This is a genomic window from Pseudoalteromonas byunsanensis (genome assembly GCF_001854475.1).
Taxonomy (GTDB): domain Bacteria; phylum Pseudomonadota; class Gammaproteobacteria; order Enterobacterales; family Alteromonadaceae; genus Pseudoalteromonas; species Pseudoalteromonas byunsanensis.
This window is the reverse complement of sequence record NZ_MNAN01000035.1, coordinates 294,293-315,896: the sequence shown is the minus strand read 5'-3', so window position 1 is coordinate 315,896 and position 21,604 is coordinate 294,293. Positions and strand designations below refer to the sequence as shown.

21 protein-coding genes are annotated in these 21,604 nt (G+C 41.3%); 9 read left to right on the top strand and 12 right to left on the bottom strand.

The features are described from left to right. The first annotated feature begins 70 nt into the window (after positions 1–70). Complete coding sequence (locus BIW53_RS17645; RefSeq protein WP_217495721.1) at positions 71–736, top strand: hypothetical protein; 666 nt, start codon at positions 71–73, stop codon at positions 734–736. Here BIW53_RS17645 and BIW53_RS17640 read toward each other — a convergent pair whose 3' ends face one another. Further along, positions 737–1,729, bottom strand: a complete 993-nt coding sequence (locus BIW53_RS17640; protein WP_217495720.1) for a DNA cytosine methyltransferase — start codon at positions 1,727–1,729, stop codon at positions 737–739. It abuts the gene before it with no gap. A gap of 275 nt (positions 1,730–2,004) precedes the next feature. On the opposite strand from BIW53_RS17640, the gene BIW53_RS20990 reads away from it, so the two are divergent. From BIW53_RS20990 to BIW53_RS21235, 3 genes are all read left to right on the top strand, one after another. After that, positions 2,005–2,175, top strand: coding sequence for a hypothetical protein (locus BIW53_RS20990; RefSeq protein ID WP_175442162.1), 171 nt, complete (start codon positions 2,005–2,007; stop codon positions 2,173–2,175). 469 nt (positions 2,176–2,644) lie between these two features. Continuing rightward, positions 2,645–2,875 carry a hypothetical protein gene (locus BIW53_RS17635; protein ID WP_070993334.1) on the top strand — a complete coding sequence of 77 codons (231 nt, stop codon included), beginning with the start codon at positions 2,645–2,647 and terminating at the stop codon, positions 2,873–2,875. Between the two features lie 65 nt (positions 2,876–2,940). Beyond that, complete coding sequence (locus tag BIW53_RS21235) at positions 2,941–3,066, top strand: hypothetical protein (protein WP_281179888.1); 126 nt, start codon at positions 2,941–2,943, stop codon at positions 3,064–3,066. Positions 3,067–3,133: 67 nt separating this feature from the next. Here BIW53_RS21235 and BIW53_RS17630 read toward each other — a convergent pair whose 3' ends face one another. Further along, positions 3,134–4,063, bottom strand: coding sequence for an alpha/beta fold hydrolase (locus BIW53_RS17630; protein ID WP_070993333.1), 930 nt, complete (start codon positions 4,061–4,063; stop codon positions 3,134–3,136). Between the two features lie 140 nt (positions 4,064–4,203). On the opposite strand from BIW53_RS17630, the gene BIW53_RS17625 reads away from it, so the two are divergent. After that, complete coding sequence (locus tag BIW53_RS17625) at positions 4,204–5,037, top strand: AraC family transcriptional regulator (RefSeq protein WP_070993332.1); 834 nt, start codon at positions 4,204–4,206, stop codon at positions 5,035–5,037. 85 nt (positions 5,038–5,122) lie between these two features. Here the strand turns inward: BIW53_RS17625 and BIW53_RS17620 are convergent, their stop codons facing one another. Next, a complete protein-coding gene (locus tag BIW53_RS17620; RefSeq protein ID WP_070993331.1) occupies positions 5,123–6,949 on the bottom strand; it encodes a hypothetical protein in 1,827 nt (608 codons plus the stop codon). Positions 6,950–7,440: 491 nt separating this feature from the next. Between BIW53_RS17620 and BIW53_RS17615 the strand changes: the two genes are divergently transcribed. From BIW53_RS17615 to BIW53_RS17605, 3 genes are all read left to right on the top strand, one after another. Further along, positions 7,441–7,671 (top strand): hypothetical protein, encoded by a 231-nt coding sequence (locus tag BIW53_RS17615; protein ID WP_070993330.1) that lies wholly within the window; start codon positions 7,441–7,443, stop codon positions 7,669–7,671. Positions 7,672–7,939: 268 nt separating this feature from the next. Next, a complete protein-coding gene (locus BIW53_RS17610; protein WP_070993329.1) occupies positions 7,940–8,827 on the top strand; it encodes a hypothetical protein in 888 nt (295 codons plus the stop codon). Between the two features lie 190 nt (positions 8,828–9,017). Next, the gene (locus tag BIW53_RS17605) at positions 9,018–9,728 is read left to right on the top strand and encodes a transposase (RefSeq protein WP_070993328.1); all 711 of its coding nucleotides are present in this window, start codon (positions 9,018–9,020) and stop codon (positions 9,726–9,728) included. A gap of 72 nt (positions 9,729–9,800) precedes the next feature. On the opposite strand, the gene BIW53_RS17600 is transcribed toward BIW53_RS17605, so the two are convergent. From BIW53_RS17600 to BIW53_RS17570, 7 genes are all read right to left on the bottom strand, one after another. Beyond that, positions 9,801–10,109, bottom strand: a complete 309-nt coding sequence (locus BIW53_RS17600; protein ID WP_070993327.1) for a hypothetical protein — start codon at positions 10,107–10,109, stop codon at positions 9,801–9,803. A gap of 153 nt (positions 10,110–10,262) precedes the next feature. Continuing rightward, complete coding sequence (locus tag BIW53_RS17595; protein WP_070993326.1) at positions 10,263–10,766, bottom strand: hypothetical protein; 504 nt, start codon at positions 10,764–10,766, stop codon at positions 10,263–10,265. A gap of 94 nt (positions 10,767–10,860) precedes the next feature. Further along, positions 10,861–11,283 (bottom strand): hypothetical protein, encoded by a 423-nt coding sequence (locus BIW53_RS17590; protein ID WP_139158880.1) that lies wholly within the window; start codon positions 11,281–11,283, stop codon positions 10,861–10,863. A 434-nt stretch (positions 11,284–11,717) separates the two neighbouring features. Further along, positions 11,718–12,218: a hypothetical protein gene (locus tag BIW53_RS17585; RefSeq protein ID WP_070993324.1), complete on the bottom strand. Its 501-nt coding sequence runs from the start codon at positions 12,216–12,218 to the stop codon at positions 11,718–11,720. Between the two features lie 174 nt (positions 12,219–12,392). Further along, positions 12,393–13,259: a hypothetical protein gene (locus tag BIW53_RS17580; RefSeq protein WP_070993323.1), complete on the bottom strand. Its 867-nt coding sequence runs from the start codon at positions 13,257–13,259 to the stop codon at positions 12,393–12,395. Further along, the gene (locus BIW53_RS17575) at positions 13,256–15,625 is read right to left on the bottom strand and encodes a fimbria/pilus outer membrane usher protein (protein WP_084228247.1); all 2,370 of its coding nucleotides are present in this window, start codon (positions 15,623–15,625) and stop codon (positions 13,256–13,258) included. The genes BIW53_RS17580 and BIW53_RS17575 overlap by 4 nt, the downstream gene beginning before the upstream one ends. 112 nt (positions 15,626–15,737) lie before the next feature. Next, positions 15,738–16,433, bottom strand: coding sequence for a fimbrial biogenesis chaperone (locus BIW53_RS17570; protein ID WP_070993321.1), 696 nt, complete (start codon positions 16,431–16,433; stop codon positions 15,738–15,740). 313 nt (positions 16,434–16,746) lie between these two features. On the opposite strand from BIW53_RS17570, the gene BIW53_RS17565 reads away from it, so the two are divergent. Beyond that, entirely contained in the window at positions 16,747–18,204 is a 1,458-nt protein-coding gene (locus BIW53_RS17565; RefSeq protein WP_070993320.1) for a flagellin N-terminal helical domain-containing protein, read from the top strand. A 33-nt stretch (positions 18,205–18,237) separates the two neighbouring features. Here the strand turns inward: BIW53_RS17565 and BIW53_RS17560 are convergent, their stop codons facing one another. Both BIW53_RS17560 and BIW53_RS17555 read right to left on the bottom strand, forming a co-directional pair. Then, positions 18,238–20,172 (bottom strand): TonB-dependent receptor plug domain-containing protein, encoded by a 1,935-nt coding sequence (locus BIW53_RS17560; protein WP_070993319.1) that lies wholly within the window; start codon positions 20,170–20,172, stop codon positions 18,238–18,240. A gap of 150 nt (positions 20,173–20,322) precedes the next feature. Further along, positions 20,323–21,489, bottom strand: coding sequence for an MBL fold metallo-hydrolase (locus BIW53_RS17555; protein WP_070993318.1), 1,167 nt, complete (start codon positions 21,487–21,489; stop codon positions 20,323–20,325). Positions 21,490–21,604: the final 115 nt, after the last annotated feature.

The following is a 21,604-nucleotide window of genomic DNA, read 5'->3' as shown; positions in this document are numbered from 1 at the left end:
TATTGCATATGTATTAGATTATATTTCTTTTGATTACATACATTTAAAATACAAAATATAGGGAGTATTAGTGTCTAGTAGTTTTCAAGATGATGTGCGAGAAGATGCAATGCGTAATCTTTTTGACTTATATAAGGATAGTAACGAAGGGCGTGATGGCGTTGATGCCCATTTGGAGCTTGATGGTCGAATAATACCTTTTGAGTTGAAAACAACATCTAAAGGTTCGGTAACAACTGTCCGTGACTTTGGGCCAGATCACATTGAAAAGTGGAAAGATAAGCATTGGTTAATAGGGTTTTTTATTGGAAATCGTGAGTTCTATCATTATGGCTCTCCTAAGATGATGGAAAGTTGGATTAAAAGTAAGGAAGATTATATCCGTCCTGACATAACGCTTTCTCAGCTAGCTTCCCGTCAGCTTTCTATTTTAGATCTTCATCAAATAATGGGTGAAAAAGAAATATACACTTATGAGGATGCAGTTAGTTTACAGAAAAAGCAGTACAAAAAATCTAAATATATAGAACTACAAGACTTAGAAAATGGCTATAGCCCTGAGAGAATGCTAGAAATACTGCAAGCAAGAGCTAAATATTTAATTCAAAGAGGAAGTACGCTTAACAACCCTCATATTCCTTTTTCCTATTTTAAAGGGTGGGTTGAAATAACTGAGAACCACCCAACAAAATTGAGAGAGTTAGTTCGTAGTTATTTCAACGGAGATAAAGGGTAGTTAGGACAGTGCTTTAGCTACATTTTTGGCAACATGGTATGCAACTGGAGGTGCAACTGAGTTGCCAATTTGCCCTAGAACTTGATAAACGGCTCCTGAAAACTGCCAGTCTTCAGGAAAACCTTGTATAATCCCTACATCAGATATACTTAATCTGAAGTGTTTGTTTTTAGCTGGAAATTCAGAGGCTTTTTGACGGCTACTTTGAACGCCATTTGGCCAAATTCCCATATCTCCCCATGATTTTTGACCAGCAGAGCTATTTAAGACTGAGGTAGTATTGCGTTTACCAGTAAAGCCACTTCTGATGGTTGGTGCTAAGTTATCAAAGCCTATGTTTGATAAGCCAAGAGCTTCTCTAACACCCATAGTTTTGGGTTTGTTGGCGCTGAAGAGATCGTGGCTACTTTTTTTGCTAAGTAAATGGCCTTTATAATGTGTTGGCTCGGGGAGCTCGAATTTCGCTAGGTCACTAGGGTTTCTAAAACCAACAAAAAAAACTCGCCTTCTGATTTGAGGTACTCCAAAATCAGAAGCGTGAACTTCAAACTTTACAATGTGATAATCAGCTAACTCGTCAATAATATATTTTTTTACGAAATCTTGAAATTTTGGATTCAGCAAACCCATGACATTTTCTGCTACAAAAGCTCTTGGCTTTATAGTGTTAACCGCTCTGTTGAACTCTCCCCACATATTTCTTTCATCATCTAGGCCCTTTTGTTCCCCTGCAATTGAAAATGGTTGACAAGGAGGCCCTCCTTGGACTACGTCTACTAATCCAATGTATTGCTTCCAATCAATATTGGTTACATCCCCGTCATCTGGTCCTCCATGAACTTCCCAATTAGGCCTATTAGAGTTTAACGTGTGTTTGCAAATAGGGATTAGCTCATATGAAGCGACATGGTGGAATCCTGCTCGGTCAAAACCTAAATCTAAGCCTCCTCCACCAGAGAAGAGACTTAGCGCTCTTATTCCATTATTTTCCAACTGAGGCATTAGAGTATTAGGATCTAGATTGGGCTGGTTCACTTTGTGTAGAGGCTTATGCAACCCCTGTACTGCAGCTTGTTTGGCTAATCTAGACTCGGTTGAAATTTTTCTATACTCGTCTCTCTTTTCGTTTGAAATATCATACTCTCGACGAGAAGAGTTTTTATAAACTGATTGCTTTGTTGGCAAGGGAGATACCCTCTTTAATAAGTTTAATCATATGCTGTATATAATAACAGTTTAACTCAAAAGTAATAGGTGTTTTTCGTATTATGATGCCTGGTACTAATACATATAAACATAAACAATGGGGCCATAAACAATGGGGTCCATTGATAGGTAAAGACAAACTTGCTAGGCACGCCCGATATAGAGCGCTATTCGATGATGAAATGCCCTCGATTACGGTTGGTGAAATAAAAACTGCAACTGACAAAATGTGAGTACTTGGCAACGATAAGTTCAAAAAGCAAGTCGAGGCAATGGCTGGTAGGCGGGCATCACCATTACCGAAAGGGGGCGATAGGAAGTCGGTGTCATTTATTAACTCTCGAAAATAGAAGAATCAACAACTCTGACCCCATTGATTTACATTGATTTACCCCATTGATTTATATTTTGTACACAAATTGGCTACATTAGTATAAAGTGTCTAGGTTTTCATTTCTTTTTAATATGAGTAAAAAACAAATTTAAAGCATGGTTAGTAATTATGTTTTTGCTTTTTTATAATTAAATTAAAAGGTTACGATAGCTTATAACCAAGGTCGAAGTGACTTTGGAGCACTATAAAGTAATTATTCAAAAGGGAATCACAAAAGGGAATCAATGGGGTCAGAGTCGTTGATTTTGTAGCTATCAGCACAATGCTGTGGCATAACCATTGGATTTATTACAGAACATTCGCTTTATATGCAATTAGGTAAAGACAAACTTGTTAGGCACGCCCGATATAGAGCGCTATTCGATGATGAAATGCCCTCGATTACGGTTGGTGAAATAAAAACTGCAACTGACAAAATGTGGGTACTTGGCAACGATAAGTTCAAAAAGCAAGTCGAGGCAATGGCTGGTAGGCGGGCATCACCATTACCGAAAGAGGGCGATAGGAAGTCGGTGTCATTTATTAACTCTCGAAAATAGAAGAATCAACAACTCTGACCCCATTGATTGCTTGTTGTTTTTGTTGGACCTTGGAGAGTTTTTTCATGAGCATTCCAAATAAATGGCAAAATACAGCGATAAAGGCGGATTATAACCAAGTGCTTGAAGATATGGAAAGTGGTAGCTTGGAAAAGCCAAAGGCGCCTTTCAACAAAAGTGCAAAGGGGTAATAAGGACTCCAAGTTCAAACAAATCACAGTAAACCGGAGTAGGCTCCGGTTTAATGTTTGGCGGGGGTTATTTCGCTTGTAAGAAGTTTAATAAATCTTGGTTTAGTTTATTTTTGTGTGTATCAGCAAGGCCGTGTGGTGCGCCTTTGTAAACAATAAACTTAGCGTCTTTGATTAACTTGGCAGACACGGCGCCTGATATTTCAATGGGTACCACTTGGTCATCATCACCGTGTATTACCAGCGTAGGTACATCAATTTTTGCTAAGTCTGGGCGAAAATCTGTGGCTGAGAATGCGGCTATGGAGTCATAGGTATTTTTCGCGCCGCCCATCATGCCTTGTCTCCAGAAGGATTGAATTAAGCCTTGTGATACTTTTGCGCCCTTGCGGTTAAAGCTGTAAAACGGGCCAGATGCAATATCCAAGTATAACTGCGAGCGGTTGTCGTTAGATGCTTTGCGTATGCCATCAAACTGTGATTTCTCAATGCCATTTGGGTTGGTGTTGGTTTTTACCATCAAAGGCGTCACTGCGCTGACTAAGGCAACTTTATTTACGCGCTTTGTACCATGGCGGCCAATGTAGCGGGCTACTTCACCGCCGCCAGTTGAAAAGCCAACTAGGGTGACTTTGTCTAATTTCAGTGCATCTAATACGGCTTTTAAATCGTCTGCGTAATGGTCCATGTCGTTACCTTGCCAAGGTTGGCTTGAGCGGCCATGGCCGCGACGGTCATGGGCAATTACACGGTAGCCTTTATCTGCCAAAAATTGCATTTGTGACTCCCAGCTGTCAGAACTGAGCGGCCAGCCGTGGCTGAACGTCACCACTTCACCATCTTTAGGACCCCAATCTTTATAATAAAGCTGCACGTTGTCGCTAGTGGTAATGGTGCTGGCTGTGCGATTAAAGTCATCCGCTTGTACGTTGGTAGTAGATAGTGCCAGTACGCTGGCTAAGAGGGTTGTTTTCAGTATGGTGGTGAAGCTTTTCATTATCATTCTCCAATGAATTTAATGGTGTTTTCGCTTTTTGAGCGGTTTGTTTATTTGTTCTGTTGATGGGTGTTATTGTGCACCTCTTTGCGATACTATTTATTACAGTTAGTCCTTAAAACATTGCAGATCGTATTTTTATGGTGGATCGTCTTGCTTCTTTGTTTGAGCACTTCTCTCTAAGTGCGCATACCTTTCAATCAGGCCCGCTGTGTGGCACTAACATTGTTGCAACTGAAGGGTCTTTTGGGCAATTGCATTTAATCCGTGAAGGCAATGTTGCGGTGTGGCATGGTCGCAAACACGCTTACAGCATTACCGAGCCGAGTTTGTTGTTTTATCCGCGCCCGTTACAAAGGCACTTTGTGGTGGCCGAGCAGACACCAGCGCAGTTTTTATGTGCTAACGTGTCGTTTGAGGGGAATGAGGCCAATCCCATAGCAAGCGCTCTACCTGATAGTTTGTGTTTATCACTGAGAGCACTGCCAAATTGCGAGCAGGTATTATCGCTGTTGTTTGCTGAGGCGCAGGCGTGTCATTGTGGGCGACAAGTGCTGCTTGATAGGTTGTTAGAGGTGTTTTTAGTCCAACTGCTCCGAGAGTTAATGGAAAACCAAGTGATCAAAGTGGGAATGTTGGCGGGGCTTGCTCATCAAAATTTGCGCAGGGCTATCGTTGCAATGCATGAACAGCCAGAAGAGGATTGGACGGTTGAACGCCTTGCCAATGAGGCGCATATGTCTCGTAGTGTTTTTTCAAACCTGTTTCGTGAGGTGATAGGTGAAACCCCCGCAAAGTACCTACAAAGTTGGCGCATTGGTTTAGTACAAAAATGGCTAAAAAATGGTATGTCGCTCAAGTTGGTAGCAGAAGAAGCAGGTTATAAAAGTGAGTCAGCATTATCGCGCGCATTTAAAGCACAAAGTGGCATGTCGCCGAAGCAGTGGCTGATTGAAAATCATCGCTCAGTTTAAGTGGCACGGTTAGGTTAATACGTTTCAAAAAAAGAAGCTGAAAATAACAGCTTCTTTTTTTTGAGTAGCAACTTAATCAGCAGTGTTAGAGATACTTATCTAACTCTACCGTGTATATTCTTTGTCGAGCGTAATTGTTGTAAATAATGGCTAGGAGTGGGTCTATTTGCTCAATAAAAATATCACCATCCGCGAAAATCTCCCAAGCAAAATTGTCTGTGACCAGATGTGCTTCATCAGTGCTTAGTAACCATAACTGCCCACTTGATTGTATTGATTCATTTTCACCAACATACACTAATAGAAAGCCCTGATAAGCATGGAGCGGTGTGATCTGTTTGGCTGGTTGACGTTGTTCGTATTTAAGTTCAAGCAACGAGTTGTTGTAGTTTATATAGATGGGAGACTGCGTATTTAAGCGCTTTTTAAGTTGCGCTTCATTTTGCACTTTGTCACCTTGTCGTAAATATTCGAGTGTTGCAAATTCCACGACTCGGTTTTCTTCTTCATTTACCTTAAGTGTTTGCTCATGTCTTTTACCCGCAATAAGCAGCTTAAGATCACCCCCAATCCAATCGGGTGAAAGATTGTTAAGCTCTGTAGTATCAAATGCGTTTGATGAGCCCTCGGTAGTAAATTGCTGAACACCATCTGAATTGTTGACGAACAAGTACTGGTTCTCGTTGTGCTGCCATAATGTGGCATTTGTGACATCAGCGATCGTTGTTATGGCCTCGTTGCGCTCTTCCAAAAGTCCATCCAAGTTATTGACGACTAACTGGTTGTCAATATTAAAGCCGATAGCATAGTTGTTGTTGTCAAACTTAAAAAGTGGTGTGGATGCAGGACTAACAATCGCGCTGCCCAACGGTTTTGCGTGAATATTGCCGTCTTCAAAGGTTACATATGACAATTGTTGCGGGTCATGTTTATCAGCAGTAACAATATAGGCGTTTTCATTGTTGTGTACGATATCGCTCACAATGATTTGTTCAATGTCCGTTTCACGCTCTCCTTTATAAAAGTTCACACTTTTCCATGCGCCATTAGCCAGCTTATGGATTTGGTTTTGAGAGTAAGACAGAGCATATAATGCATCACCATTAACCAGTAAACTGTTTGCATGAACATCATGTTTTTGGATATTACTGTGATTGGTTACAGATAATGAATATACGTTCCCTGCTGGTTCTTCCGCATTGATAAGCCAGATAGCGTCATTAAACCATAGGTAATAAGGTGAAATTCTAAACATTCCACCATGGTAGTTCTCAGCATCAAAAATAAGCGCTTTATGATCTTTGTTATACACCTTGTATAACTTTCGGTGAGAGTAGGCCAGAGTGTATCGCGCGCAGTTAAAACCTACTACACCTTGTGCTTCGCTTGCTTCACAATCTTGTGGCCCACCAAAAGATACAATTTCATAGTTGCTTGCTTGAGCTTGTTTTACGGTATGTATGTTGCTCGAGAGCGTAAATGTTTCTTGGCCATATTTGACGGTAATGGGGTACATCAACTCAGTTGTTTGCGTGAATGCAATATAACCCTCATTGAGCTCACAGTTGATTGCATAACGATAAGCCGTATCATTTGTAGTTGATAACTTGCCATTGCAAGTCATATTGTTTGGTGTGTTATTGAGCGCTGGTTCTTCGAACTTGGTGGCTTTCTTTGTAAGCGTCACTGCTTCACTGCTCGCCAAAGTCAGAGTTGTTCCCATCCATGAAATGGCGACACCTTTTGCTAAAAAGTTAGACTCGACGTTTAAGGTATAACCAGTTTCTTTGTTTGACTCCGCTCCAAGTTGAGTATTCGCATCAGTTTTGGGGGGCGTTTCCGTTGAGGAAGAGCCACCGCATCCATTCAAAAGTACTGCTAATACGCCAACAAGCAATGTTCTATTTTGCAAAATAATTCTCCTGTTCTTATTTGCATACAATGGTGCTTTTTAGAGTAAATACACCAGGGGCGCGGATAGTAGCGTTTAGATATATGGTACGCAATTTAAACAGGATTAAAATTGGTCAAAATCAGACAAACTAACCAAAAAGTACGGTAAATCGCCTATTGAGTTGATTTAATTTTGATCTTTTTTAAACCTTTGGTTTGGTTGTTTGGTCGTCTATTAATACATATGGCTAGTTTGTGATGAACTTAGAGTTAGGAGGTTTTTTGGGAGGGGACGGTATGGAAGGTTGGATTTTGCCACAGAAAAGTCAGTGTTATTGAATTGCTAAAATATGGATTAAAAAATGAGTCAATAACAAAATAGGAAGTGAGCTTAATTCCAATCACAATCAATGGGGTCACAATCAATGGGGTCAGAGTCGTTGATTTTGTAGCTATCAGCACAATGCTGTAGGAAAAACCATTGGGCTGATTACAGAACATTCGCTTTATATGCAATTAGGTAAAGATAAACTTGATAGGCAAGCCCGATATAGAGCGCTATTCGATGATGAAATTCCCTCGATTACGGTTGATGAAATAAAAACAGCAACTGACAAAATGTGGGTACTTGGCAACGATAAGTTCAAAAAGCAAGTCGAGGCAATGGCTGGTAGGCGGGCATCACCATTACCGAAAGGAGGCGATAGGAAGTCGGTGTCATTTATTAACGCTCGAAAATAGAAGAATCAACAACTCTGACCCCATTGATTTACATTGATTTACCCCATTGATTTATATTTTGTACACAAATTGGCTACATTAGTATAAAGTGTCTAGGTTTTCATTTCTTTTTAATATGAGTAAAAAACAAATTTAAAGCATGGTTAGTAATTATGTTTTTGCTTTTTTATAATTAAATTAAAAGGTTACGACAACTTATAACCAAGGTCGAAGTGACTTTGGAGCACTATAAAGTAATTATTCAAATATAAGGAGCATGATATTGAATATGTTTAAAGTAAGTACTCGATTAGCTTGTATCGCAGTTCCTTTATTCGCTGCAACATTTGCGAATGCAGCTCAGTGTGTTAAAGAGCAGAACAGTACTTCATATTGGTACGAGTGTGATGGAGTGCAAGTTACACAAGCTGCACAAAATATTTTTGGATCACGGATAACTGAGTTTCAGAAAAAAGGAAACTATGTCTCATGGCGTTTCTATGATGGCATGAGGAACTCAACGTCTTATTATTCAAACACGGTTTGGGGTAACTCTCGTAAAGAGCTTACACAAAGTGCAAGTGACCATTCTAAGAGCCGAATTACTGATTTTAGACTGTATGGTGAACATGCTACTTGGAAATATTATGATGGCACGTCAAACAATACCACGTATTATGCCAATAGAATTTGGGGAAATGCGCTTGTGGCGTTGACTCAAGTGGCAAGTGAGAGATCGGGAGATCGTTTGTCAGAATTCCGTACTTTCGGAGAGCACGCTGTTTGGAAATACTATGATGGTATGCGTAACCAAACTGCCTATTACTCAAATAAACTTTGGGGTAAAGATTTAGAGATACTAAGTAAGGTTGCGTCGGGTCGTTTTGGTAGTAGTGTTTCAAATCTAAATATCACTAAAATCTACCTACTTGGACAAGAGTACATTACCTATAAGTATTATGATGGCATGTATGACCAAACCGCTTATTACTCAAACCGAATCTCTGGAAATTCAGAAAAATTGATGACGCAGATTGCTCATGATAGAGATAACGACGTCATTTCTAACTTTCGTGTGAGCACAGAGAATGTTCAGTGGACCTTCTACGATGGTGTATGGAGAACCACGAAGAACTACACCAACAAAGTTTGGGGCGGAGAACCGAGAGAAAAGTAAACAAGGTTGAGTAAATTACAACAACCTATAACCGTAACCGCCACAATTTGCTGGCGGTTTTGATCAATGGGGTCAGAGTCGTTGATCAGATCAATGGGGTCAGAGTCGTTGATTTTGATTTTGATTCTGCTTATTTTTGATTAGCTTAGCTATACTGATATAACGATAAACTAATGGACTAGTTTAAGTTATGGCACGTTTACCTCGATTAAACCTTCCGAATATACCGCAGCATATTGTTCAACGCGGTAATAATAGGCAAATTACTTTTGTTGAACCTGATGACTATGTCATTTATCTCGAAAAGCTAAAGTATTACGCCAAAGAGTACAACGTTAAAGTTCATGCATTCGTGCTTATGACGAATCACGTACATTTACTGGCTACACCAACCACATCAAATGGTATAAGTAAGCTGATGCAGTCACTAGGGCGCTATTACGTCAGGTATTTTAACCAAGCGTATAAACGTACGGGTACACTTTGGGAAGGGCGCTTTAAATCCACACTGGTTGATAGTGATAATTACTTTCTAGTGGTCAGTCGCTACATTGAACTAAACCCCGTTAGAGCTGGCATGGTTAAACACCCAGCTGAATATACTTGGTCTAGCTATCAGCACAATGCTGTAGGAAAAACCATTGGGCTGATTACAGAACATTCGCTTTATATGCAATTAGGTAAAGATAAACTTGATAGGCAAGCCCGATATAGAGCGCTATTCGATGATGAAATTCCCTCGATTACGGTTGATGAAATAAAAACAGCAACTGACAAAATGTGGGTACTTGGCAACGATAAGTTCAAAAAGCAAGTCGAGGCAATGGCTGGTAGGCGGGCATCACCATTACCGAAAGGAGGCGATAGGAAGTCGGTGTCATTTATTAACGCTCGAAAATAGAAGAATCAACGACTCTGACCCCATTGATTCCCGGATGGCGGCACTGTGCGCCTTATACCGACCTACAACACCTTAATCTTCAGGTCCTTGCAACGTAAACGTTAGGTGTTTGCGCATGTCTTTTAAGATCACGCCTTTTTTAAGCATGGCGGCGCTTAAGCGCTTTTGCCATTTGAGTAAGTCGGGTTTGGCGGCCTCTAATGCTTGCTCATCTTCAAATTGAAAACACAAAAGTAGGGAGCCGGGGAATAGGTGATATTCCACATCAAACCAGCACTGTACCATACCGGGAATTTCTGCGCGTGCTTGCTCTTCGAGCATATCGGCTACGTTGATAACCAACGCTTGTTGTTTTTGTTGGACCTTGGAGAGTTTTTTCATGAGCATTCCAAATAAATGGCAAAATACAGCGATAGATGAGGATTATAACCAAGCTGTCGTGACGATGGAAAGTTGTTGAGTGTTGATGTGTGTATGGGTGGAACAGCCTCTCGGATAATAGCTGTGTTGGCTTTATCCGAGTATTTTATGGTGTCAGTTCGCACTCACCGTAACAGTAATGGTATCTGAGTACGTACCCGCATCGTTCAAGCCGTTTATCTGTGGGGTGATTTTAAGTAAGGTGGCTTTTGTTTCACCTGCGCTGCCAGTACCTGCTGCTGTGGCGTTTAAGTGCTCATAAGCGCCAGCTTGCAGGTCAATGTCGGTGGTATCACCAATATTGAGGGTATAAGCCAGTTTACTATTTTGTGCGTTGTTTGCGATAAGGTAACCGCCATTCGCTGAGCTGTAGGTTGTGGTTGCGTTTTCACCGGTGTTACACCACACATCTAATGTGCCAATTTCTTGTGCCTGTGACACTGTGCTCAAGTTCAAATCAGTTACACTGTTTGCACCACTGCTGGTTTTACACATTGGCTCCACAGTGCCTGCAATTGCAAACTGTGCATCACGACCAGTTGTTTCACTCACCGCAGACATGGCCGATAGCGACATAATTGCTGAGGCAACAAAGAGTGGTTTCAATAATGTGTTCATGGCATTACCCCCTAACACTAAAGTACAGCAGTTGTATTTCAGTTTGCAACCATTTTACTGCATATCTTGCGCCTGTTTTTTGTTACCAGCACAATTAATCCCAAGGGAATGGTCTTTTATTTAATTGATGCTCCGCAATCAACGCCTCCAAATCAGTTAGGCGCTGTGCAGGACAGTGCCAAAAGAAACTGCCACTATCGTATAGTGGTTGGTGATAGCTACTCTGTTTAGCACAATATATGGCGGTTAAAGCGGGGTCATCCTTGTGTTGAAAAATGGCAATATTGTCAGCTGTTTCAAAATCAACCGTCTTGACCTTGGGCAAGAATACGTAGTGAATGTGTAATTTACACTCCTGTAAGTCTAAGACCAAAGAGTGCGCCATTTTAGCTAGGCCAAATATGATGGTTGATACAAAAATAGTGACAATGACACTAGATAAAATAAATAAGGTCGTAGGATCACTCAAAAAGCCGCGATCATAAAAACGTTTAGCCCCAGCTACCGGATCATACATGTCAAAACCTGCCCAAACACACATTAGGGCCAATAGTCCTAAACAAAGGAAATAGTTACTTTTGTTTAAAGTGAATCGAATTGGTGTCATATAAAAATGCCGAATGTATACATCGCAGTGCGCTACGTCTTCTGTTCAGTTTATAAGTTAACGGTTTTTCTTTTCGGGCCTATTCTGGGTAAATTTGTGGTGGTTGTAAAGCGTTTCTAGTCACCGAGCTTCACCTTTTGACGGTCAAAAATCTGTTGCCGTATTGCTGGTTATATCGGTTTGAAAACTGTAGGGAGGATTTTAATTGCCGCCTAGGCAAGAAAGTGCAGTGGCAAATTGTGTATTTTGAAGTGAGATAGGTCGGATGGCACAAAGCCAATCCGACTGTTTAGTTCTATTTGTGGGGAGGGCAGTGAATATCTCATCACCGCCAAATATAACTATTAGTTAGGGCTTACTGTTACCGTGATAGTATCTGAGTAAGTACCCGCATCGTTCATGCCGTTTGTTTGTGGTGTGATCTTAAGTGATGTAGCTTGTGTTTCACCTGCGCTACCAGTACCAGCAAGGGTTGTTAAGTGCTTGTATGTGCCACTTTGTAAATCAACACCAGTTGTAGTGCCAATGCTTAGTGTATAAGCTATTTTACTGCTCTGTGCATTGTCAGCAACCAAGAAACCGCCGTTTGCTGAGCTATATTCTGTGGTTGCATTTTCACCTGTGTTACACCACACATCTAACGTGCCAATTTCTTGAGTTTCTTGGGTCGAGTCTAGGTTCAAATCAGTCACGCTGTTTGTGCCGCTGTCAGTTTTACACATAGGCTCAATAGTACCTTCAAACGAGAAGCTAGCTTCCGTACCTGTTGTTTGCGTAACAGCTGCCGCCGCTGACATTGATGTGATTGCAGACGCAACAAATAATGACTTTAGTAATGTGTTCATGGCGTTTCCCCTAAAATAAAATACAGCAAAATGTTTTTATATAATTTTAATGATTAGGTATTAGTTACCTATTTCTCAAACATAATGCAAAGGTTGTGCCAAGGTTGTGCTTTTTTGCGGGTGGATTTTCCTGTTGAATGTGGTTTTATCTTTAATTTCTTTATTTTCAATTGGTTATTTTGGGTATACGGTCAGAGATAAATTATCGCGATAATAACCTGCTGGCATTAATTCGGTGTTACCTAAAATAAATTCGAAGCCAAACCACTTATTTCTGACGCCAGGGAAAAAGTTATAGCTACGAATTAGCCGCTCAGAAGACGAGATTTTGACGTTATCAAAGCTTATTGAGTAATCGATAAGAGCTTGAGTATCGGTTTCATGACGCAAGCCATTGTATTCTGAGTCTAAAACAATGTCATAAGAGCTATTGCTCAGAATTTTAATGCCCCAATAGAAGCGCATATTGCTTTCAAGTTCTCCCAGATTGATTTGGTAATGGCCATTGCTTCCCGAGACCTTACCTCTACTGGCATTATCCAAAGAAACGGCAACCTGTGGCTCGGAGTAATAGGACATATTTAAATATTGTTCTTGGATCACACGGTTTTTACGCACCACAGACACTTTAACGCTGCCGGTATAGTTTCCTGCGGGAAACAGACTATAGTGTCTTAACCTTACCCACATCTGGGTTGTGCGACCACTTAGTGGTATGCGCCATATGCCATTTTGCGCCCACATGGTGTTAAATTGCGAGTCTAACAGCCTTGGGTATTTGTATTCAGTTGGTCCTGTAAATACCAATGAATAGTAGTATGTGTCTTCGACCCATATTTCATCGGCACAGTCCAGTAGAATGTCAGAAACTTGTATTTTTAACGGTAAAAAGACTGACACGCGATCACTGTGCTCTTCTATGATTTCAGAAGGATCTGAGGTGGCCAGTAAATTTCCATAACATCGTCCGTGCTTCGCCAACGCTTGGTTTGAAGACAATAGAAAACTCACAAAAAACAAAACAAAAATTTTTAATTTCATTTAGTTGAGTCTCCTTTTGCGTGACTTCGCTCAAGTGTAATGGTGTCAATTGTAATAAACCTTTGTTCTGTATCTTCCACCTGAAAGCTTCCTTTAATATCATTGATTTCAATGATATATTCGCCAACACTAATGCCTTCCACTACAAATCTACCTACTCGGTTGGTAAAAAATGCCCGACTCAGCGGCGCGGTTTCACGAGCGTCACTATTTTGTTGTTTTATTACTTGCCCACGTTGCATTGCAATCGGCGTGCCTTGAATGTCTACTAAAGTACCAATAACTGTATAAGAGAGCTCAGAACCAACCTGAATATGATGTCCTGTATTTGCGCCTCCTGTGATTTGATACATCCCAGGCCCCCAGTCGTAGCCCAATGGAGCTTCAGGTACGTCAATATTAAATTGATAGTTTGTATAGCCTGAGCCAAGGTCAATTAATGCGCCAATATTTTGACTTGGCTTTGTTTGTGCGCGACCAAAATGGTCAACATTAACCAGCACGTCTGTCTCTTTTAGCGTTTTATGCTTGCTCACCACAGCAAAGGGAGCCGTTGTGGTTGCGCCCATGCCGAAGTGCCCATCTGCCACGCCTAGACTGGTAGAGAGGTTGATGCTAGCACCCGTTTCGCTGTTTTGCTGTGAGCGAGTATAGTTACTAGCTCCCACATCAGCCCTAAAAAAGGCTCCGGTATAACTGGCTTTAACCTGCTCTTGTCTGTAGTCACTGCCTTTTTCGGCTCTGAGCTCATAACCGTAGTCATTAACAAAGTTGTTGTTGGTTCTGCCGTAGCTGGCACTGGCTATTTTACTTTGATTGTTGTACTGCGCTCTGGCGCGAATATTATTGTGGCGATTGTAATCATTCCAGATGAAGTTAAGCACAAACTGGTTTTCAGATATCGCACGAGGGTCTTCGCTCTTACTGTGGTTATAGCCAACTCGAACACGAAAGCCTTCATAGCGCAGGTTCAACTCTGCCGCCATATTTTTAGTCACCAAAGACTCACTATCGATTGAGCGTGAAGCGTTGAGATTAAAGTCTAGATTGTCATCAATGATATAGCTGTAATCTACAAAGGCTCTTTTATTACTATTCGTTGTACTAAATTGCAGCCACGGGGTATTAGTGAATTCATCTTTTACTTCATAACCTAAACGTAAGTTTGGTGAGCCATAGTTACCATGACCAAAAATACTGTGTTCCGTTTCGATAGAATAGGCGTAACCCTTCATGGTGTTTTCCTGTAGTGCTTGCATGCTACTTTGCGAATATCGAAACGATATATTGCCAAGCAAGTTATTTAGCGTTGCAACCGATCCTAGTACGTGTCCTAGTGGATGAACCGCTCCATTTACGCCCAGCGTCAATTGGTCGGTTAAGCCGTACTCGTAGCTGCCGGATATCAACAAGTCATCATCATAATTGTAACGGCCATTTTCTACTGACGAGATGTAGCCAATAGCGAGAGAATAATCACTCAGCCCTTGGGCCAGCAATCTGGCGTTGTAATGTGTGGTAAAGCTAAACTGTTGTGTTTCACCGTTTGCATACGTGGCGACGATATGAATGTTATTCACACCTGATGTCAGTGGTAAGTCATTTAAATCATAGCGCCCAGCGCGTAGCTTGAGCCGAGATATCAAAAAATCATTGATGAAGACTTCGAGCGTCGCAGGGCGTGGCAGCACAAACTGTTGGCTATTCCCAGGAGTGATTTTGCGCTGTGGCTGCAATTTTGAGTAGGCTTTTTGTATTTCGAACCCTGCGAGCTGGGTGCCTGACAGGTGCCCGCGAGCGCTAGATTGAGTATCACCAAGGGTCATTCGCAAGGGCATATCTGGCTTGTCATAAAATAACGCGATATCACCACGATAAAATTGTTCTTCAAGGTTATCACCGTTTTCCCAAAATATTGAACTGCGCATATTGATGCCATCACCGCCACCAACATTGCCATTAATCAGCCACTCAAACTGAGAGTGGTGGCTTTGATTATTATCGCTCCGCTCATGGTTCAAATTGAAGTTATTCAATACCGCCCAGCTAGCTTCTCCTTTTGGTAGTTCAAAGTGTTTTTTTCTGCCATAAGATAGGCTATCTGTGGCCATAGCCGCTTCACTTAGCGACATTTCAATGGTGAGATCTTGAGGTTGCAATGACAGTGATATCCCTTGAGCTTGGAACTGCTCAACCGTGATTTCTTGCTCTCCTTTACTGGTTAACCACGCGAGTACTTCTTTACTTAAGGTTGAATCAAGGTTTCGTTTAAACTCTGCTGCTGAAATAGAATGCAAGGTTAAACCATCCACGGCGGCTGCAACTTGCCCCACCTCGATAGCATTTAGCCTGATCGGAAAGTCCATGACGTACACAGCACAATACGCGCGGGGCGTCAGCATCCACAACAGTGTCAATAGCGCACACTGCCAGCTAGCAGGCCTACGGGTAACAGCTATTTTCAACATCGTTTAACGGTTACTTTTTATCGAATAGGTTGATAAGCGTTACACTTTTGGTTGGCTTGTCAGCGAGTAAAGACTGCAAATCTATCACCATAGAGTGGCCTGGCATTATAAAACGACCAGACGTAACACTTTGGAACTGAGCCCAATTAATAACCGTATTCCCTTGATGAAAGTGATATGCAAAGCCAGAAAGGTCGAGTACTCGTGCACCATCATTGCTGATCGTCAATTTACAGTCTGCAAGTTTTTCACAGCTTACTCTAGCGTTTGGCTGAGCAGCTAGTCCATCAGGGCTGACAAATACCAAGGTTGCGAAATTAAACACCATCTTTACCCCTGATTTTTCTTCATCACCGGGCAGTGGCAGTTGCTTAAACACAATGCGATAGGAATGAGTCTGTTTTAGTTCCGGCGAGCCTAAATACTTTGCACGAAACACCTGATGACCATTGGCTGGTACTTCTATTTGTGGCGGCAGAACAATAAAATCTTCTTCTGCGCGTACTAAGATCTCTTTTTGTTTGTCATCGAAAGTACGTTTATAGACTTCTATTTCAATGGGTAGCGGGCTATCACTTGGATTCTGTAGTCGATAGGTCACTAACGACTTTTTACCATGAGACGCGAGATCGACAATCATTGGCTGAACTTGATAGGCCATTGTGGGGGCTGATAAACACAATAATAGTAACAACAGTTTACGCATCTGAATTCCAACTGAGAGACGTGACTTACATTTGTGCTATACGATACCCTGACTATTTGTTAATACAAGCCTAAATTATGAGGTTATTGTAAATATTGGGGTGTTCATTCAAGCGGCAATAATACTTTTACTTGCCGCGTCAAAAAAACGTACTCATTGCCATAGCCACTATTCATTTACACAAAGTTAAAACAATGAAGGCCATTATTTCTACAGACCATGAAAATTTACAAGGAAAGTTGATAAAAATGCAATTACCCTAAATTGGTACAAGAATTGCTGATGAATGTGAAAGTTATATCGGTACAGTGGAATGTTATCAATAAATGGATTTTTGAGCAGGCACCAATTTGCAGCTAATAAGTTGACGGATGAACAAAGAGGATTATCACAAGCACTTAGTAGCGGAAAAAGAATAAATTCAGCAAAAGATGATGCAGCAGGCTTACAGTTAAGTAATCGGCTTCAAACACAACTTAAGGTAAAAGAGCAGGTACAAAAGAATATCAATGATGGTATTAGCTATGGTCAAGTGGCAGACTCGGCTTTAGGGGGGGTATCAGAGCATCTACAAAGAATACGTACGTTGCTGCTGCAAGCGGCAAATGAAAGTTACAGTGATGCCGATAGAGCAAGCTTGGATCAAGAAATTAAGGCAAACATTCAAGCGATTGACCAATTAGCTGAGCAAACAGAAGTCTTCGGCAAAAAGCCGTTACTTTCTGTTAAAGAGCCCCCGCCAGTAGTACTGCCGCCAGAACCACCTCCGCCGCCGCCTCCACCGCCGCCCATAGAGAATGTCGACACGTTAGATCGTGTTCTTACAAACGGTGTAACGGCTACAGATAGGAGTTCAGGATATATTTCTTTTGGTTTGATCCCTGAAGGGTCAAAGAATGTGCGGATCTATTTGTACGATCATGGCGCAAATGATGATATTGCAATTTTTTCTGCCAATGGTGAGCACTTAGTGGGTAGCGATCTGAGTGCGGTTCAGAATGTTGTTGAGAGAAATTTGTTTACCCCAGCAAATGGCTATACGGGAGATGAAAGCTATGACAATAGTTTGTTGTTTGACGGAGGCCGCTTTAATTTACCTGCACGAAATAGTCGTGTGATACGCGACATGCAATTTACTTATTCAGGAGATGGTAATATTGCGCAAAATAATCGCTATGAAGAGCTGCATTTCGATGTGGTCACTGAGCACCTTTTGCTGTCGGTTATTGGCAATGGCCGTTTTGATATTACTGCAAGCTGGGATGAAATTGCTGAGTTGCCACAACCCGAGCCGCCTCCAGAACCTGAGCCGCCTACTGAGCCTGTTGTTGCGCCATCAGTTTCTAGGGAGACGGATGGGCCTATGGTGGTGACCGTAAAAGATTTGGCCGTCGGTGAAAATGGTTATGTAATTTTTGATGATATTGAAGCAAGTGCTCACAGTTTAGGCTTAGAGGATTTCGTTGTGGCAAGCTCTGGGGATGCACAAGGGTTCATTGAGACCATCGACAAAGCAATCGCAACAGTCGGTCAATTTCGCGCAGATATCGGTTCGAAAATCAATGCGCTAGCACATGTACATCGTAATCAAATCAATCAGCATGAATATCTGAGTTCTGCACATCAGCGTATTACAGATGCTGATTATGCAGCAGATATTTCTCGCAAGGTAAAAAGTGATACGTTACAGCAAGCGCAATTAACCCTTGCAACGCAAGCGAATAAATCATTTTCTCAGAGTATGATGAGTATTATCAACTTATTAGCATAATATGCAGCTTGTTGAGTAACGCATAGACGTGTATTAGTACTTGTAATTCAGTGACAAAAACGCTCCTAAGCCTTCGCGTGCAGGCAGGGTATTAATGGGATAAAACACGGGAGTATCATTAGGCTGATAAACAGCTTCATCTAATAGGTTTTTAATTTCCAGTGACACAGTGAGTTGGTTGTCGGTGTTAACGGTAAATTTGCGGCTTGCCTTAAACGTTAACCAGTCATAACCATTAGCTGGTGGATTCACAAGCTTTCGGTTTGGGTCAAATGAAATGTTGTCGTGATATTTAGAGTAACTCAGTAGATACATACCAAATTGCCAAAGTGAATCATCGTAGCTCAAACCAAGCTTAAAGCTGTTGTTAGGAGATAAATTAATATTTTTTGTGCCTTGTTTATCTTCATTGCGCTGGTGGGTGGCAGACATTTCTGCATACCAGTGAGCAGTTAATTGATGCTTATATTCCAACTCAATACCATATGACGAAATTTCACCACTGTTTTTGTTCTCCAATGCAAAGTCAGGGTCATCTGAGGGTCTGAGTAGGATCAAATCATGCTCTTCGCTTTTATATATGGTTGTAATGAAAAGCTGTTCGTTGGTTTGATAAAAAAATTGTGCTTCTGTGGTGTTAATGGTTTCAGAGCTAAGATCAGGGGTTCCTTTTTGGATCCCTGGCGTTTCAATTGTGCGCTCGCCTGACGATGGATGGCGAAACGCCTTTGCATGACGAAGCTTTACGGTCCATGCGTCATCCAAGTGATAAGTCAGTCCAAGTCTTGGTACAAAATCTGACTGATTATCAATGTTATTGATGAGTTTGAGCGAAGTTACATATTGTCCACCCAGTTCTACACTCAACTTGGGCGTGACTGCGTACTTAATTTGTGCATAAATGCTGGCATAGCGCTCTTTGGCGTCGGGAATAGTCGAGGCATCATATACTCTGCGATGCTCATGATACGCGCCCACCAACAGCGAGGTATTATCAGATAAATCACCGCTTACATTAAATTCCAATAGTCTGATATTGAGTGGTGATTTTATGCGTATAAAGCTATCTGCAATACCTTCACTGCTCCATTCCATCACTTTTTTGATATTCGTATAGTGGCTATCTAATTGCCAATTATCATCAAATTGATATTGATGAGTTAGGTTGGTGAAAGTGGATGGATGAAGTTTTGACCAAGGAATATAGTTCGCTTGTGGTGCATCCCAAAAGTTAGCGAACTTCTGTTGCACACTTCTAAAGTGTGACAGAGAAAGGGTTTTGTAGTTTACGTCCAAGTGCAGTGTTTTTTCTTCTTGAAATGCTTTTTTACTGAATGTGTTGTTTGTTGTTGGATCGGTTGTAACGGCATCCCAGCCACCTATATCTGAGTACAGTACATTGATTGCGGTGGATAAATCACCATTTTTATATAGATAACTGGCATCGATAATTTGTGAATCAAAGCTGCCAACAGTAATGCTTTGATTGGCTTGCCAACCATCATGTTTGCTCTGTCGGGTAATAATATTGAACACGCCCTGATAGGCGTTTGTGCCATACAAAACAGATCCCGGACCACGGATATACTCAATGCGCTCAATCGAAGACAGTGCTATTGAAGAGTATAAGTTATGGGCACCAGAGAGGTTGCCAAAAGGTCTGCCATTGAGCAGCCCTAGGTGCTGTAATAGTCCTGTCCAAGGTTTACTGCCTCGCGTGGTAATTGCAGTGAGTACACCATAATTGCTATTGACTGAGACGATGCGCTCTAAAATTTCGTAGAGGCTGTGTGCGCCGAATTGTTCTATTTGCTGGCGAGAAATAACCGATATACTGGCGTTGGAGTTTCGCAATGACTCTGCTTGTTTTGAGGCGGTGATCACCGGAGTGTTTAGCAGTTCTTCCAGCGACATCTCAAAAAGCGACTCAAAGACATCATCTTGTGACGCAGCAGAAAAAGTCAGCATTGAAGCGGACATGAAGAGCAAGTAAGAACAGCGGAGTTTGGAAAGTATCATCTATAGTTATTTGAAAACAATGTACTTAAAAAAGATAGCAGACAATGGAAGTGATTCAATAATAGCAAGCTTAATGCCTGCTATTATTTACTGGTTGATTTATAGTTGTTTTATATGTGTACCAGCTTTTATCCTGCTTGCCCACCAGCCGTTGTCTTCCAACTCGGTGGTGAGGCTTTGAATGTGACCTGCCTGTGAGAAGTTAAAGCGGATCTGGTTTTTCCCTTGTACCGCTTTAAAGTCAAACACCTCTTTAGACTGGGCAGTAAGTTCGAACATAAATGAACCGGGGGAGCGCGCAAATAAGCGGTTGCCTTCAAGCAAAACTTCAACCTTAGTACCATCATCAAGTAAATAGTTACCCGTATAGTTCATTAACTGGGCATGGGTAAGTGGGTAAGGTTGGATAAAGTCGGATTCTAAAAGCATCGCAATTTCATCTGGGATCCAGCGTTTGGCTGTGGAATATGCGCTAAAGTTTTTTAACAGAATATTGATTACGTCATCTTGAGCAATTTGCTCAGCAGTCATTCCTTTTTGATATAGAGTGCCGACACGTTCAGTAAAATCTATGTGCAGTTGTTTTACCTTAATCAGTGTCGCCTTATCTCTAACATAGTGCGTTGGGTTTTTTGAAGTATTACCTGTAACTATGATGGTTTTATCATTTGCCAGTTCAAGCGCTTTATCAAAGCTTTCTAGTACTCCTTTTAACCCATTGGGACCATGTGGAGTTAACCAATGTCCCTTAAATCCATCACTCATAAAAATCACATTGCTGTTTTCAAGGTGTACATCAATATGGTTAAGTTGATGAGTAGGAGAGTGATATGCGGTGACGGTTTCATTTCCCATGGCAATAGATATTTGCTGTTTGAATAGCAACTCGGTATAGGCTTTTTCATAACGCATATTTTCATGGGCAATGATGGTCGCCCCTTGCTCTGCAAAGTATTGGTTAGCATGATGATTGTATGGATCTGAATCGATGTTAATAACAAACTTGATTGGTTTGTTAGTCAGTTTTTTGATTTCCTGAGCGAGATAGGGGGCGCTGCTTGCCATCAAAGAGCCGATTAACATGACGCCATTAGGGCCAATTACAACGCCTGCGTTGCCGTTGTTATTGCCGTTCCATATTTGGGTGATTACATATACTTGGTCATTAAGTTTACTAGTGGCGTAGTTAGGCTGGTTTTTGGCAAATAGCGGTTGAGTGGCTAGTAATGCCAATGTTACAACAAGCAACATGCGTTTGAAGTTCATAGTATCGCCTTATTATTTATAATTTTTCCGTGTCAAAACATGCTTAAACTCGATATTTTATATGATCCAATTTAGCAATAGCGATGAGATGAGACCATTTTATTTGGTATGTTAA

Bases quoted from the DNA above. Each gene is read 5' to 3' on its own strand.
- BIW53_RS17630 (WP_070993333.1), bottom strand. From the start codon at position 4,063: ATGAAAAGCTTCACCACCATACTGAAAACAACCCTCTTAGCCAGCGTA.
- BIW53_RS17595 (WP_070993326.1), bottom strand. From the start codon at position 10,766: ATGAACACATTATTGAAACCACTCTTTGTTGCCTCAGCAATTATGTCG.
- BIW53_RS21235 (WP_281179888.1), top strand. From the start codon at position 2,941: ATGAGCATTCCAAATAAATGGCAAAATACAGCGATAAAGGCGGATTAT.
- BIW53_RS17600 (WP_070993327.1), bottom strand. From the start codon at position 10,109: ATGAAAAAACTCTCCAAGGTCCAACAAAAACAACAAGCGTTGGTTATC.
- BIW53_RS17590 (WP_139158880.1), bottom strand. From the start codon at position 11,283: ATGTATGATCCGGTAGCTGGGGCTAAACGTTTTTATGATCGCGGCTTT.
- BIW53_RS17615 (WP_070993330.1), top strand. From the start codon at position 7,441: ATGCAATTAGGTAAAGATAAACTTGATAGGCAAGCCCGATATAGAGCG.
- BIW53_RS20990 (WP_175442162.1), top strand. From the start codon at position 2,005: ATGATGCCTGGTACTAATACATATAAACATAAACAATGGGGCCATAAA.
- BIW53_RS17635 (WP_070993334.1), top strand. From the start codon at position 2,645: ATGCAATTAGGTAAAGACAAACTTGTTAGGCACGCCCGATATAGAGCG.
- BIW53_RS17580 (WP_070993323.1), bottom strand. From the start codon at position 13,259: ATGAAATTAAAAATTTTTGTTTTGTTTTTTGTGAGTTTTCTATTGTCT.
- BIW53_RS17585 (WP_070993324.1), bottom strand. From the start codon at position 12,218: ATGAACACATTACTAAAGTCATTATTTGTTGCGTCTGCAATCACATCA.
- BIW53_RS17605 (WP_070993328.1), top strand. From the start codon at position 9,018: ATGGCACGTTTACCTCGATTAAACCTTCCGAATATACCGCAGCATATT.
- BIW53_RS17560 (WP_070993319.1), bottom strand. From the start codon at position 20,172: ATGCTGACTTTTTCTGCTGCGTCACAAGATGATGTCTTTGAGTCGCTT.
- BIW53_RS17565 (WP_070993320.1), top strand. From the start codon at position 16,747: ATGTTATCAATAAATGGATTTTTGAGCAGGCACCAATTTGCAGCTAAT.
- BIW53_RS17570 (WP_070993321.1), bottom strand. From the start codon at position 16,433: ATGCGTAAACTGTTGTTACTATTATTGTGTTTATCAGCCCCCACAATG.
- BIW53_RS17610 (WP_070993329.1), top strand. From the start codon at position 7,940: ATGTTTAAAGTAAGTACTCGATTAGCTTGTATCGCAGTTCCTTTATTC.
- BIW53_RS17575 (WP_084228247.1), bottom strand. From the start codon at position 15,625: ATGGACTTTCCGATCAGGCTAAATGCTATCGAGGTGGGGCAAGTTGCA.
- BIW53_RS17555 (WP_070993318.1), bottom strand. From the start codon at position 21,489: ATGAACTTCAAACGCATGTTGCTTGTTGTAACATTGGCATTACTAGCC.
- BIW53_RS17625 (WP_070993332.1), top strand. From the start codon at position 4,204: ATGGTGGATCGTCTTGCTTCTTTGTTTGAGCACTTCTCTCTAAGTGCG.